Here is a 14,219-nt window from a genome sequence, read left to right as displayed (position 1 = left end):
TTTCCTGGTTCATTTGCAAGCGTTGATGCTAACTTTACCAGACGCGCTGTTCTTCTTGGATCACCTAAGTCCGATTTACCGAATTGTTGTTTTGCCCAATGAGTATGTTCGTTAATCATAATGTGCCATCAAACAAGATTTGAAGATCTGATCATGACATTGAGATTTAGTTCAAAAAAATCCCCGCTAATTTCTTAGCAGGGATTTGTGTATAAGAGACAGCTGAAAAGTGCCTTTTTAGTTCGCTCAATTAATTTTTAACTACAGCGCGTTAAATACGTCGTCTGTTTTAGCTGCGCAAATAAAATCGTTTTTGTGTAGGCCTTTAATTGAATGGCTCCACCATGTAACCGTTACTTTGCCCCACTCGGTTAATAAACCTGGGTGATGGCCTTCGTCTTCTGCCATGTCGCCTACTTTGTTAGTAAACGCGATAGCTTGCTTAAAGTTTTTAAATTTATAAACACGCTCAAGCTGCATAATGCCGTCGCGTACTTCTGGTACCCAGTCTGGGATTTTAGTAATTAATTGTGCTAACTCTTCGTCAGATACTTTTGGCGCATCTACGTGACAGGCTTCGCATTTTTGTGCACTTAATGAAGACATTCTAAATCCTTACTTTTAGCTTTTTTAGCATTAATGTTTAACTGGCTAATTTTTCTTTTGGTGGAAATTTTGGGTCGTGCAAGCCAAGCTCTTTAGCTCGCTCAACCAAAGTCATAATATCCATTTGCGATATATCAAACAGATCATGAATCGAATTTATGGTGTAGTACTGTGGCTGCATAATATCAATACGGTACGGCGTACGCAGTACATCAAGCACATTCATTGGGCTAATTTCTGGCGTGTTTGAGTATACGTACTGAGTTTCACCTGGGCTTGATAAAATACCGCCGCCGTAAATACGCAGGCCGTCTTCGGTTTGCATTAAACCAAATTCAACTGTAAACCAGTATATACGCGCAAGGTATACACGGTCCTTTTTCTGCGCTGCGTAACCTAATTGTCCGTACTTGTGCGTAAACTCGGCAAAGTCAGGGTTAGTTAGCATGGCGCAATGGCCAAATATTTCATGAAAAATATCTGGCTCTTGTAGGTAGTCAAATTCTTCGCGGCTACGAATAAATGTAGCTACCGGAAACTGCTTGTTTGCCAGTAATCTAAAAAACTCATCAAAGTCGATAAGCGCAGGTACTGGCGCGACTTGCCAACCGGTAGTGGCTAGTAACACTTCGTTTAGTTCGCTTAACTGCGGAATACGATCGTGCGGCAGGTTAATCTTTTTTAACCCTTGCATGTACTCGTTGCAGGCTTTGCCTTCAATGCATGCAAGTTGACGCGCTACAAGCTCAGACCAAATTTTATTTTCTTCATCACTCCAGTGTATAACACCATTTTCGTCTGGTGTTTTGGATGTGTATTTACTTGCTTTAGCCATAAGTACCTTCTTGGGTGTGAGCCCTAAATCGGTGTCAGTGTGATACTCAAATCTATTGAATATCGAATGACCCCATACTATGCAAAAGTGAAGAAAAGTTTAATAGATAGACTAACATCAGTATTTGGGACGATCACCACTATCGTAAATTTATAATTACACCTATGGCAATCTAAAAATACAGACCTTTAAATAAAGGCCTGTAGCTTGCCTTTATGTGTATACAATTAATTACACCCAACCAATTTCAGTAAAAGCTTGGTCTAAATCACTAATAATGTCGTTAACATCTTCAAGCCCAACCGAGAGTCTGATCAGCCCATCACTTATTCCAGCGGCGGCTCGTTCCTCTGGCGTATAAGGCGAGTGAGTCATAGATGCAGGATGCTGAATCAGTGTTTCAGCGTCGCCGAGGCTTACTGCAAGTGTACAAAGTTTCATACTATCAATAAATTGTGCGCCATCTTGTAGCGTGCCTTTTATTTCAAATGCAATAACACCACCAGCGGCTTTCATTTGGTTGCCAATAAACTTATGACCTGGGTGCGATTTAAGCCCTGGGTAATATACGGTACTTACTTGTGGGTGCGCTTCTAGATATTGCGCTATTGTTTGTGCACTTTGACAATGGCGTTCTATTCTAATGGCGAGTGTTTTTAGGCCTCGATTAATTAGCCATGCATCGTGCGGGCTTATGGTTGCACCAATGTCTTTTAGTACGGTCATTTTAATGTGTGTTATGTGCTCAAGCGATCCACATACAATACCGGCGACTACGTCTCCGTGACCATTTAAGTACTTGGTCGCACTGTGCATTATAATGTCGATACCGTATTTTTTTGGTGATTGCAGGAGCGGCGTTAAAAAGGTGTTGTCGACCACACTAATTAAGTTGTGCTCTTTAGCAACTGCGCCAATAAGTGCCAAATCAATAACCGCCATAGTGGGGTTGATTGGCGTTTCTACAAATATCATTTTTGAATTAGGTTTGATGGCAGCGCGTAGTTCGTCCTCGTTGGTCATATCAACAAAAGTGACTTCGATTCCCCAGCGCGGCAACATATGCGAGAAAAACGCAAAGGTACAACCATATAAAGCACTTGAGGCAACAAGATGATCTCCTTGCGATAAAAAGCTCAGTACTGAGGCAGATACAGCCCCCATACCTGTTGCGGTTGCAGCTGCTGCTTCACAACTTTCTAGTTGAGCAACTTTTTGTTCAAGCTCTGTGGTTGTGGGGTTTCCTAAGCGCGTATAAATATAGCCAGGTTCGTCGCCTGCAAAACGCGCAGCACCTTGTGCGGCGTTTTCAAAATGAAAGGTAGAGGTTTGATACAAAGGAGAAGTGAGTGCCCCGTGCGGGTCGTTTGCTTTTTGTGGTCCGTGAATACACTGGGTGTTTATATGATGCTTGCTCATTGTAGGCTCATTTTTTTGATTATTATGTTTTTGCGATTCAACAATCAAAACGTATGCGCTTACAAACAGCAAGCATGCCGGATGCTCAGATGGCTATTTGTGCAAAAACCGTGCAGCGCACGTTTGTACACAAATATTGCCACTACCTTTACTACGTTGACTCCGCCTTTTTACGGCTCATAATTTTACCTGCGATGCTTTGCACAGTGCCTTTTAGTAAGCTGCGTTTGTTTTCAAGCCGTGGTAATGGGCGACTAAGCTCCATTGCTTTGTAACCAATACGCGCTGTAAAAATACCGGCGCTGACCCCTTGCGCAGCTCGTCCCGAAAGCTTACCTAAAAGCTCAGCACTTAGTGCAGTTGCAGCAAGGTCAGATACAAGCTCTGCACTGCCAACAAACATTACTTGTTTTATCAACATGCGGTATAACTTTATACGGCTCGCGTAGCCAAAACCAATGCCGTAAATTTTACCAATTTGTTCTATTAACTTAGTACCACGCCAAAGCACAGCCATCATATCCACCAGCGCAAGTGGGCTTAGGGCAACTAGCAGTGCAGATTCAGTCGCAAAACGATTTATAAGCTTTTTAGCTTTGGTGTCTTGGCTTATTAATAAACTGTTGGCGTACAGCGTCATTATTTCTTTGTCGCTGTGATGCATCGCTACTTGGTTTTTAAAGGTTTCAAAGTTATCAAGCTCTTGGTGTTTATTAAGCTTTTCGAGCCAAGGTAATGCACCGCCTACTTGCTCGCTGTTTAAAAGCCTGTCGGCTTCAACTCGGTGCAGCTGGTTACGCTTTAAACTGCGCAGCATTCGGTACTCTCGCCACAATAAGCGCCCTATTAGCAGTACGCCACTTACAACCGCGGTTAAATAAACACTGCCTAAAATAATTGACTGCTCGAAAGCAAATACTAACGAGTACGCAAACTCTAAAAGCACCAGTACTATAAAACTAATAGCAAAAACACCTTTAAGTGTTTGCCACTTTGACTTTTTATATACAGGCTCTAGATCTATTTCTGGCTCTAGTGCTTCATCTTCAAGTTCTTCGTAATCACTTTGCCCGTGCTGAATAATTTTTGCAGGTGCTAAAACGGGTTCGTTTTGCTCAATGCTTTGCGTATCTATACGACGCCCTGCTTGAAATGTTTGGTTTGACTCACTCATGTTAATTTGTCTCCTAGCAGGTACTGCATGACATGATCTAATCGAATATGTTTTAGTTGTTTATCGGGGCTCGGCATTGGAGAGAACGATAAAAACTCAAATCCCTGTGCTGGCCACTCATTTTTATTAAGCATCCGCGAGGGAGGTTGCGGCGGTAAATACGTAAGCCAATCTGGCTCGTTTAGCGGTTTACCATAAATACAGTCAAGCGTTTGGCCTTTGTCGGTAATCTGGCGCGGCTGCGTTGCTGTGATTGACGACATAGCCATGGTTTCTATTTTTACACCATCAAACTTTAAATGATTACTTTGCTCATGCACGAGCGAATCAAGTAGTAGTGCTAAATCTTTATGGTGTTTTGCACTTATGTGATCTGATTTATTAGCTGCAAATAATATTTTGTCTATGTTGGGCTTAAATAAACGTTTAAAAAAGCCCGACTCACCGTAATTAAAGTGTGCGAGTAATTGGTTTATTACACTGCTTTGCTCTTGGAGTGTTTCGTGCCCTTCGTTTAACGCACTAAGTACATCTACAAGTACGATTTGGCGATCGAAGTGCCTAAAATGCTCATTATAAAATGGTTTTACGACTTCTTTTATATAGGCGTTAAAACGCTTAATTAAATGCGCTAAATTAGAACCCGCAACGACATCGTCACTGTTTATTTCACCCGATACCGGAAAAAACAATAACAATGGCGCGCCTTGTAGGTCGCCAGGCATTAGCATGCGCCCAGGTTGTAACATGGCAAGTTTGGTGTCTTTTTTAAGCCCGACTAACATGCTTTGATAAAGCTGAGCAATATGGGCAAGTGCGTTTTCATCAACGGGGGCGTTTAAGTCAAGTTGATCAACGGCTACTAAAAAGTCACTTGATGTGTTTACGCGCGAAGGCTGAGTTAATAACGGATATTGCTGCTCGCACCATTGAGAATAGCTTTGCTCAAGCATAGGTAAATCAAGGAGCCATTCACCCGGGTAGTCAATAATATCTAAATAAAGCGTTGATTGCGGCGAAAAGTGCCCACGCAGCCCTGCATTACTTTGATACTTTATTGCCAAGCGCAGCGTATTAATACGCTCGGTAGATGCAGGCCATGTAGGCATCCCATCGCTGGGTAATAAAGTATTGAGTGCTCGAGGGTAATTAAACGTAGGGACTTTTAACGCCTCTTGCGGCACAACTTTAGTGGCCACATGGCGGTGCTCGCGCATTACATCAAAAAAAGGTAAGTTTTTATCGTCCGCTTGGGTTGTTAAGTGTTTAACAAGCGCGGTAATAAAGGCAGTTTTACCACTACCACTTAGGCCAGTTACGGCAAGCTTTACGTGTTGGTCTAAACTGCGATGAAGGGCTTTTTGTGCTTTGCCTTTAATGCTTTTAAAGGTCTTTTTTGCAAATGATTGGCTCATAAAGTGTCTTGCACCTAATTTGCCGTAATTTATCACGCTGCAAATAAGGTGCTATTAAATCCTTTAAAGTTTGTTAATTTCACGGCTCACCGTAAACTCGCTTGAAGTTACATGGCGCTCCATATCTTGAAGGCGAGTATCTACACGCGTTAAACGCTCTTTTAAATCTTGCAATGCGCGGCGCGGCGGCTCGCCTTTTTGCCATACTTTAAATTTTACTTCTAGCGGATCGTCAGTTTTAGTTGAGCTTTTTGTTTGCGCTGTTGCGGGCTCTTTTTTATCTAAAATGAACCAGGCTGCAATATACGCTACCACAAATAATGGGCCACCCGTTAGCAGTACCGCACTAACAAATATAATGCGAACTAACCATAACTCCATATTAAAGTAGTCACTTAATCCCGCACACACACCGGCTATTTTACCGCGTTGTGGGTCTCTTAATAATTCGCGTTTGGCACTCATACTTTGCGTCTCCATTGTGGTGACTCTTGATCAAGCAATGCTTCAAGTGTTTCTAATCGATCAGCCATTTTTTCAGCTTTGTGTGCAAGCTCAAGTAATTGGCGATGTTCGTGCTCACTTAAACCTTGGCTTACTTGTTTCTTGCTACGGTAGTGCAAAATTAGCCACAGCGGAGCAACAAAAATCATAAACAAGATAAATGGTGCAACTAATATCTCTGGATCAAACATAATCCTCTCCTGACAATCCGTTTTGATGTTTTTAAGCTGGGCCACATGGGCCCCATATATTTTTATATGTAATTATTTATCAGCTAACTTCTTTTTAAGTTCGGCTAGCTCATCATCTATCTTTTCATTTTTTTGTAGATTAGCAATTTCATCCGCTAACGTCTTTTTACCTAAATCGTACGACTCAATTTGAGATTCTAGTCCATCAATTTTGGTTTCGTAACGTTCAAAGCGGTTAAGTGCTTCTTCTACTTTTGAGCTATCAAGTGTCTTTTTCACTTCAAGGCGCGACTCAGCCGAACGTTGGCGAAGTATAATCGCTTTTTGACGAGATTTAGCATCTGCTAGCTTTTCTTGTAGCGTCGTTACTTCTTGCTGTAATTTCTCAATATGAGACTCTACATGTTCAAGCTCACTCGCAACTGATGCAACTGCATCTGCCGACTTTTGCTTTTCAAGTAATGCTGAACGCGCTAAATCGTCGCGGTCTTTACTTAAAGCCAGTTCGGCTTTATCTTGCCAATCACTTACCTGCGCTTTAAGTGTATCTAAGCGGCGTACAATTTCTTTTTTCTCAGCCAATGTTTTAGCTGATGTAGAACGTACTTCAACAAGCGTATCTTCCATCTCTTGAATAATCAGACGAACCATTTTTTCTGGGTCTTCTGCTTTATCTAAAATGGCGTTGATATTAGAATTAACAATATCTGCAAAACGTGAAAAAATTCCCATAACATTTACCTCTGTAATTAAAACTTAGTTAGTCTGCTATAACTAGTATCAATATGCTTGCCAACTTTTTAAAAGTTAAAATACACTTTATTTTCATTACGTTAAACTAAATATACAAATTTCTTTAGTTATCCCTAATTATGAAATACACTAACTGTTAGTAAAAATGACCAAGAGTTAGGAAATATGAGCCAATATCGCCAACAGGATAATTTACTCGGCCAATCAGATAGCTTTCTGTCTGTATTAGATCAGGTATCGCAACTGGCTAATTTAGATAAACCGGTACTTATTATTGGTGAACGCGGCACAGGTAAAGAGCTAATAGCAGCACGCTTACACTTTTTATCAAAACGCTGGGATCAAAACTACGTAAAGCTTAACTGTGCAGCGCTTAACGAAAACCTACTCGAAAGTGAATTATTTGGCCACGAAAGCGGTGCTTTTACGGGGGCAAGTAAACGTCACGAAGGTCGTTTTGAACGCGCTAACAGCGGCACACTGTTTTTAGATGAATTAGCTAATACCTCAGCTATGGTACAAGAAAAACTGCTGCGCGTTATAGAATACGGTGAGTTTGAACGTGTTGGCGGCAAACAAACTGTAAAAGTAGATACCCGCTTAGTGTGTGCGACAAACGAAGATCTTCCTTATTTGGCCGAGCAAGGTGAATTTAGAAGTGATTTACTCGATCGCCTTGCCTTTGATGTAATTACCCTACCACCACTGCGCGAACGCCAAGACGATATTATGCTTCTTGCTGAGCAGTTTGCGATGAACATGGCGCGCGATTTAGAGTGGGAACTGTTTAGCGGCTTTACCCGAAGCGCAACAGAAACACTGCTTAGTTATGATTGGCCTGGTAATATTCGTGAACTTAAAAATGTGGTTGAACGCAGTTTGTATCGCCACGGTAGTGAACATATTCCCGTTCACCAGATTATTTTAGACCCATTCGATAGCCCATTTAGACCAAAAGCGCGTATTAAAGCACCTGTAGCGGCTCAAACGGTTAATGCAGAGCCTATTGTTGTTACGCCGCCTGTTACTCAAGCAAGCAATGATTCAGCCGTTGATATTCAATTTCCGTGCAGCTTAAAAGAGCATTCAAACGACTTTGAAATAAACATGATTAATAAAGCACTCGAACATAGCCAATTTAATCAAAAGAAAACTGCAGAAGTACTTGGTTTAACGTATCATCAATTACGTGGTTATCTTAAAAAATACAACTTATTGGATCAACAATAGTCAGAGGTTATGCGGGTGCATAAATTATTACTTGTTTTGCTTACCACCACTTTAGTTGGTTGCCTTGATAGCAAAGAAGAAATCATAGAAGAAAAAAACCAAGGCTTAGTTTATTGCGCTGAAGCTAACCCTGTGTCGTTTAATCCGCAAGTCACGACCACCGGTTCAACTATTGATATAATTGCTAACCAATTATACGACCGCTTAATTAGCATTGACCCTGTTACGGCAGAGTTTCAAAGTGAGCTGGCGACCGATTGGAAAATTAGCAAAGATGGTAAATCGGTTACCTTTACCCTGCGTAAAGATGTAAAGTTTCATACAACTTCTTATTTTACCCCATCGCGGGACTTTAACGCCGACGACGTTATATTCACCTTTAGCCGATTATTCGATGTATATAATCCATATCACTTTGTGGGCGATGCCGATTACCCGTATTTTCAAAGTGTAGGAATTGATCAACTTATTCGCAAAATTGTGCGCGTGTCTGACTACCAAGTCCGTTTTGAATTGTTTAATCCTGAAAGTAGTTTTTTAGCTAATATGGCTACCGACTTTGCCGTGGTGCTTTCAGAAGAATACGCCATGAAACTTAAGAAAAATAATCAAAAGAACTTATTTGATCAGTACCCTATTGGCACCGGCCCGTATATTTATAAAGAATACCGCCGAGATCATCTTGTGCGCTTTTACCGTAACCCACTTTATTGGAAGCATGACGTTGCACTTGAGCAATTGGTTTACGATATAACCCCTAACGGCACTACGCGCATAGCAAAAATGCTGACTAAAGAGTGCGATGTAACGGCTCATCCAAGTAGTGCGCAATTGAGCATTTTAGCGCAACGTGATGATATAAACGTCGAAAAAGAAACAAACTTAAACATAGGTTATTGGGCATTTAATACAGAGCGTGCTCCGTTTGACGACTTACGCGTACGCCAAGCGCTTGCGCACGCAATAGATGTAGATAAAATAATGCAGGCGGTTTATTACGGTAACGGTACTCGCGCACAATCTATTTTGCCGCCAACCTCTTGGGCATTTGAGCCACAAGAAGATATACCTACGTTTGATCCAGAACTTGCTAAAAAATTACTTATTGAAGCAGGGTTGCCTAATGGCTTTGATATGACGATATGGGCTATGCCTGTGAGTCGTATTTATAATCCCAACGCACGTAAAATGGCTGAGCTTATGCAAAGTGATTTACGCAAAGTAGGCGTTAACGTCAGTATTGTAGAATATGAGTGGAATACGTTTATTCAACGTATTGGCGAGCATAGGCACGACAGTGTATTACTTGGTTGGGCCGCAGATACACCCGACCCTGATAACTTTTTTAGCCCGCTGCTGAGTTGCACCGCTACTTTTAGTGGCAAAAACCCTGCAAACTGGTGTAATCCCCAATTTGATTTATTGCTTACTAAAGCACTAGACACCACTGATTTAAACAAACGTAAAAAATACTACGAAGATGCACAAAGCTTAATTATTAAAGAGTTGCCGTTATTACCAATTGCTCATGGCTTGCGCTTTCAAGCAAGTAGCGCTGATGTGGAAGGCATAACACTTGGCCCGTTTGGTGCTATTTCGCTTGCTAATGCGAGGAAAAAATAATGATCTTAGATTATATTTTACGTCGCCTTGGTTTGTTCTTTTTTATGATACTAATGCTCAGCGTATTTACGTTTTCACTGGCGTATTTATTTCCCGGTGATCCGCTAAGTAATTTAAGTGGCATACCAAGTGGTAACTTTGCACAGCATAGTGAGCTTGAGGATAAATATTTATACAACAGCAATTACTTTATGCAATACATTGCCTTTCTGGGGCGAATATTCCAAGGTGATTGGGGCCTTTCGTTTGCCTCTGGTAACAGCGTGTTTAGCCATATTATTGACTTACTACCGGCTACTTTAGAGCTAAGCGTATATGCATTAATTGTATCGGTTGTTATTGGTGTACCTACTGGCATTTTAGGCTCTGGCTATCATAAACGCTGGCCCGACAAACTTATAAACTCGACCACTATGGTGGGCTATTCAATGCCTGTATTTTGGCTCGCATTGTTATTAATAATGGTTTTTTCGTTAAAGCTTGGCTGGTTTCCTATGTCAGGCCGAATGGGGCTCCTTTATGAGATACCCGCAAATACTGGGTTTATTTTAATTGATATTGCACTGGCTGGTTTTCCATATAAAGGAATGGCCTTTATTGATGCGCTACGCCATTTAACGCTCCCTACTATTGTACTGGCCATGTATCCGACTACTGTATTAGTGCGCTTTACTCGCGAGTCTATGCTTAAAGTAATGGATCAAAACTTTATTAAAACAGCTAGGGCAAAAGGCCTTAATCGCCGCCAACTTATCATGCACCATGCACTACGTAATGCATTACTGCCGGTAATTAAGCAAATTGGTTTGCAATTTAGTACGCTAATAACGCTTGCGATGATTACCGAAGTTATTTTTTCTTGGCCGGGTATTGGCCGATGGTTAATCGATAGTATTTATCAGCGCGACTTTCCTGCAATTCAAGGCGGATTAATGGCGGTGTCTTTATTTGTTATTTTAGCCTCTATTACAGCTGAGCTTACTTACACTTTATTCGATCCACTCTCGCGGAATCAGGCCCATGGCAAAGTTTAATTTATTTTCTGAAGAGTCGAATAAATCGCCACTTGCGCGATTTTGGCGCAAATTTAAAAACAATCACCCAGCTTTGGTTGGTTTATGGATATTTATGGCGTTTGCATTATTGGCCGCCACAGCTCCTTTTTTAGCGCCCTATGGCGTAAACCAACAGCATAGTGATGCACTACTCATACCGCCCTCATGGCGAGAAATGGGCGATGTACGCTTTATTTTAGGCACCGATGATTTAGGCCGTGATGTACTCTCGCGCTTAATGAATGGTGCAACATATACGTTTGGACTTTCTGTTGTAGCCGCCCTGATCACAACTATTTTTGGTGTATTAGTGGGTACTTTTGCAGGAATTAGCAAAGGACTTCGTTCAAGCTTTTTAAATCACTTACTTGATATAACCCTTTCTATTCCTTCTTTGTTATTAGCAATAATAATAATTGCCATACTCGGCCCGGGTTTAATGAATACCGTATGGGCAATTATTTTAGCGTTACTGCCGCAATTTATTCACTCAGTGCGTAACCTGATTGTTGATGAATTAAGTAAAGATTACATTACCGCGTTTAGGCTCGATGGTGCGTCTAATTGGCATATTATATCGCGTGGTATTTTCCCTAATATTTATGAGCATATTGTGGTTATATTCACGATGGCGCTTTCTACCGCTATATTAGATATTTCAGCACTGGGGTTTTTAAAATTAGGAGCTCAGCCACCGACGACCGAATGGGGCGCAATATTAGCCGAAAACTTAGGCCTTATTTATTTAGCACCTTGGACTGTAGCGCTACCTGGTGTACTGTTATTTTTAGCCGTGTTATCTACTAATTTAGTAGGCGATGGCCTGCGACAAGTGCTAAAAGCACGTAAGGCTGATTAAATGCAATTACTCGATGTTCGTAACTTAACAATTGAACTACGTACCTCTGAAACTGTAATTAGAGCCGTAGACAGAGTGAGCTTTAGCTTAAAAGAAGGCGAAGTACATGCGCTTGTGGGCGAATCGGGCTCTGGTAAAAGCCTAATAGCAAAAGCGATTATTGGTGTATTAAACGAACGCTGGGATATTACGGCCGACCGTATTCATTGGCGCGGCGTAGACTTAATGCGTTTAAGCCCAGAAAAACGCCGTAAGATAGTAAGCCAAGATATAGCGATGATTTATCAAGATCCAAGTAGATGCCTTGACCCTACCGCTAAAATATTTGATCAAATTGCCGAAACATTGCCAGAGGTCGCAACTAAAGGCTTCTTTTTAAAACGCAACCGCGAGAGAAAAGACAGAGTAAAAGCGCTTATTCATAAGGTGGGTATTAAAAACCACGAAGCGGTACTAAGTAGCTACCCTCATGAGCTCTCAGAAGGCGTATGTCAAAAAGTAATGATTGCAATGGCCATTGCCCGCACTCCAAAGCTATTGATAGCTGATGAGCCAACTACAGCGCTTGAGAGCACAACTCGCGCACAAGTATTTAGGTTATTAAAAAGCTTAAACCAACTTAAAAATATGTCTATTTTAATGATCTCTCATGAGCTTGAAGAGATTGCACATTGGTCGCATGGCATTCATGTTTTATACTGTGGGCAAATGGTTGAAGCAGGCCCAACCCATGAAATATTTAAACAGCCTCGCCATCCTTACACACAAGCATTATTAAAAAGCTTGCCAGACTACGAACAAGGATTAGCGCATAAAGAACCTTTTTATGCACTTAAAGGGACTATCCCTACTCTGCAACATTTGCCTATTGGCTGTCGCCTCGGGCCGCGTTGCCCGCAAGCACAAAAAGCCTGTGTGGTAACGCCAGCCCTTACTAAGCATCATGGTCATAGTTATGCGTGTCATTTTCCGTTAATTAAGGACATGAAGTAATGCAGCCGCTATTAAAAGTACAAGCACTATCAAAAACATTCAATGTGCGAGCGGGGCTTTTTTCACGTAAAAAGTTTGAAGTACTTAAAAATATTTCGTTTTGTGTGGGTAAAGGCGAAAGTATTGCCATAATTGGTGAAACAGGTGCAGGTAAAAGTACGTTGGCAAAACTACTTTCAGGAGCTGATAGCGCTGATAGCGGACAAATTTTGCTCGAGAATAGTATTATCGAAGATAATGGCGTACGCGATAATCAATGCCGGGATATTCGTATGATTTTTCAAGATTCAGCTGCATCGCTCAATCCGGGGCTAACCATTGGTGAAATGCTTGATGATTGCCTGCAATATAATACAGAGCTTGATGCCAGCGAACGAGCTGAAAAGATTGATGCAACGCTTTCAAAAGTGGGTCTATTAATTGATCATAAACACTACTACCCGCATATGTTTAGTGTGGGGCAACTACAGCGTGTGGCGTTTTCTCGTGCATTAATTTTAGATCCTAAGGTGATTGTGCTCGATGAAGCTGTTTCGTCTTTAGACCCTTCTATACGCGCGCAAATAGTGAATTTATTACTTAAGCTACAGCGCGACACTGGCCTTACGTATGTGATGATCACGCATCATTTAAGCCTAGTGCGCCACATCAGTGATTATGTGGTTGTACTCGACAAAGGCGAAGTGGTTGAATACGGCCCTACTGAAGATGTTTTTCAAAACCCCCAATCAAAAGTAACGCAGCGATTACTGAGCTGCTAAAAGCAGCTTTCTAATCACCAAAGTCGACTTCTTTGCAATGTAACCTCGTTTATGAAGGTCTTTGTTAAATGCGCAATTTAACAACTAAAACCATAAAGAGGATCTATGCTAAAAAAAACATTACTCACAGGCATTTCATCATTAGCGTTATTGCTGCTATCAACAACTTCAATAGCTGACGAAAACTCTGCCCCTAAAAGTTGGGTTGGTGGCATTGATCATTTAGGTTTAACCGTATCAAACTTAAATGCATCCAAAGCATTTTTTACTGATGTACTTGGTTTTAAAACGCTAGGAAATGACCCTGCCTATCCCGCTTATTTTTTATCAAACAATAAAATAACCATTACATTATGGCGCGTAAAAAATGATGAAAAACGTGTGGAGTTTAATCGGGCAGAAAATGTGGGCCTACACCATTTAGCACTCAGTATTGAAAGTATCAAAAAGTTAAGCGAGCTACATACAAACTTAAAAATGCAAAATAATATTATCATAGAGTTTGCACCAGAAAACTTAGGTAAAGGTCCAACCCAACATATGATGATAAGAGAGCCTAGCGGCAATCGGATTGAGTTTATTGCCAGAGGTAATTAATACCAATCCGCAATAATGCTTAATTAAGCGAATTGGTAATATATCAACTTTGCTCAAGACAATAAAAAAGGCGCTTTAAAAGCTGTCTCTTGATCACAAGTCTGACTCAAGAGATTTTGCTAAATCGTAGCCTTCCAGGATGGCTTGTAACTTAAGCCATCCTTGCCATAACACTTTCACAGATGCACGCCCTGTGCGCTTGGT

General features: G+C 41.2%; 16 protein-coding genes. 7 read left to right on the top strand and 9 right to left on the bottom strand.

Annotated elements, in window-relative coordinates:
• The 9 genes from H4J63_RS18095 to pspA form a co-directional block, all read right to left on the bottom strand.
• Positions 1–119, bottom strand: a 119-nt coding sequence (locus tag H4J63_RS18095; RefSeq protein ID WP_182197835.1) for a transposase DNA-binding-containing protein, incomplete at its 3' end; no start/stop codon positions are given.
• Positions 120–261: 142 nt separating this feature from the next.
• Positions 262–606, bottom strand: a complete 345-nt coding sequence (locus H4J63_RS18090; RefSeq protein ID WP_002958326.1) for a 4a-hydroxytetrahydrobiopterin dehydratase — start codon at positions 604–606, stop codon at positions 262–264.
• A gap of 37 nt (positions 607–643) precedes the next feature.
• Positions 644–1,441, bottom strand: a complete 798-nt coding sequence (gene phhA, locus H4J63_RS18085) for a phenylalanine 4-monooxygenase (protein ID WP_002958327.1) — start codon at positions 1,439–1,441, stop codon at positions 644–646.
• Between the two features lie 231 nt (positions 1,442–1,672).
• Positions 1,673–2,860: a methionine gamma-lyase gene (gene megL / locus H4J63_RS18080; protein WP_024605985.1), complete on the bottom strand. Its 1,188-nt coding sequence runs from the start codon at positions 2,858–2,860 to the stop codon at positions 1,673–1,675.
• 151 nt (positions 2,861–3,011) lie between these two features.
• Positions 3,012–4,034, bottom strand: coding sequence for a TIGR01620 family protein (locus H4J63_RS18075; protein WP_024605986.1), 1,023 nt, complete (start codon positions 4,032–4,034; stop codon positions 3,012–3,014).
• The gene (locus H4J63_RS18070) at positions 4,031–5,449 is read right to left on the bottom strand and encodes a YcjX family protein (protein ID WP_182197824.1); all 1,419 of its coding nucleotides are present in this window, start codon (positions 5,447–5,449) and stop codon (positions 4,031–4,033) included. The genes H4J63_RS18075 and H4J63_RS18070 overlap by 4 nt, the downstream gene beginning before the upstream one ends.
• Positions 5,450–5,512: 63 nt before the next feature.
• Entirely contained in the window at positions 5,513–5,914 is a 402-nt protein-coding gene (pspC, locus tag H4J63_RS18065) for an envelope stress response membrane protein PspC (protein ID WP_024596503.1), read from the bottom strand.
• Positions 5,911–6,144, bottom strand: a complete 234-nt coding sequence (gene pspB, locus H4J63_RS18060) for an envelope stress response membrane protein PspB (protein WP_024596504.1) — start codon at positions 6,142–6,144, stop codon at positions 5,911–5,913. The genes pspC and pspB overlap by 4 nt, the downstream gene beginning before the upstream one ends.
• A gap of 72 nt (positions 6,145–6,216) precedes the next feature.
• Positions 6,217–6,876 carry a phage shock protein PspA gene (gene pspA / locus H4J63_RS18055; protein WP_007376832.1) on the bottom strand — a complete coding sequence of 220 codons (660 nt, stop codon included), beginning with the start codon at positions 6,874–6,876 and terminating at the stop codon, positions 6,217–6,219.
• Between the two features lie 186 nt (positions 6,877–7,062).
• Here pspA and pspF point away from each other — a divergent pair, with 186 nt between their 5' ends.
• From pspF to H4J63_RS18020, 7 genes are all read left to right on the top strand, one after another.
• A complete protein-coding gene (gene pspF, locus H4J63_RS18050; RefSeq protein WP_024596505.1) occupies positions 7,063–8,127 on the top strand; it encodes a phage shock protein operon transcriptional activator in 1,065 nt (354 codons plus the stop codon).
• Between the two features lie 15 nt (positions 8,128–8,142).
• Positions 8,143–9,750, top strand: a complete 1,608-nt coding sequence (locus H4J63_RS18045) for an ABC transporter substrate-binding protein (RefSeq protein WP_024596506.1) — start codon at positions 8,143–8,145, stop codon at positions 9,748–9,750.
• Positions 9,750–10,784 (top strand): ABC transporter permease subunit, encoded by a 1,035-nt coding sequence (locus H4J63_RS18040; RefSeq protein ID WP_182197822.1) that lies wholly within the window; start codon positions 9,750–9,752, stop codon positions 10,782–10,784. The genes H4J63_RS18045 and H4J63_RS18040 overlap by 1 nt, the downstream gene beginning before the upstream one ends.
• Positions 10,771–11,664, top strand: a complete 894-nt coding sequence (locus H4J63_RS18035; RefSeq protein WP_024600105.1) for an ABC transporter permease subunit — start codon at positions 10,771–10,773, stop codon at positions 11,662–11,664. Before H4J63_RS18040 ends, H4J63_RS18035 begins: the two co-directional genes overlap by 14 nt.
• Positions 11,665–12,657 carry an oligopeptide/dipeptide ABC transporter ATP-binding protein gene (locus tag H4J63_RS18030; RefSeq protein ID WP_002958338.1) on the top strand — a complete coding sequence of 331 codons (993 nt, stop codon included), beginning with the start codon at positions 11,665–11,667 and terminating at the stop codon, positions 12,655–12,657.
• Positions 12,657–13,418: an ATP-binding cassette domain-containing protein gene (locus H4J63_RS18025; RefSeq protein WP_182197821.1), complete on the top strand. Its 762-nt coding sequence runs from the start codon at positions 12,657–12,659 to the stop codon at positions 13,416–13,418. The genes H4J63_RS18030 and H4J63_RS18025 overlap by 1 nt, the downstream gene beginning before the upstream one ends.
• A gap of 105 nt (positions 13,419–13,523) precedes the next feature.
• The gene (locus H4J63_RS18020) at positions 13,524–14,015 is read left to right on the top strand and encodes a VOC family protein (RefSeq protein ID WP_182197819.1); all 492 of its coding nucleotides are present in this window, start codon (positions 13,524–13,526) and stop codon (positions 14,013–14,015) included.
• Positions 14,016–14,219: the final 204 nt, after the last annotated feature.

This window comes from Pseudoalteromonas sp. 5Ae-yellow (genome assembly GCF_014077565.1).
Taxonomy (GTDB): domain Bacteria; phylum Pseudomonadota; class Gammaproteobacteria; order Enterobacterales; family Alteromonadaceae; genus Pseudoalteromonas.
Note: the sequence above shows the minus strand (reverse complement) of the source record. Positions and strands in the feature narration are given on the sequence as shown.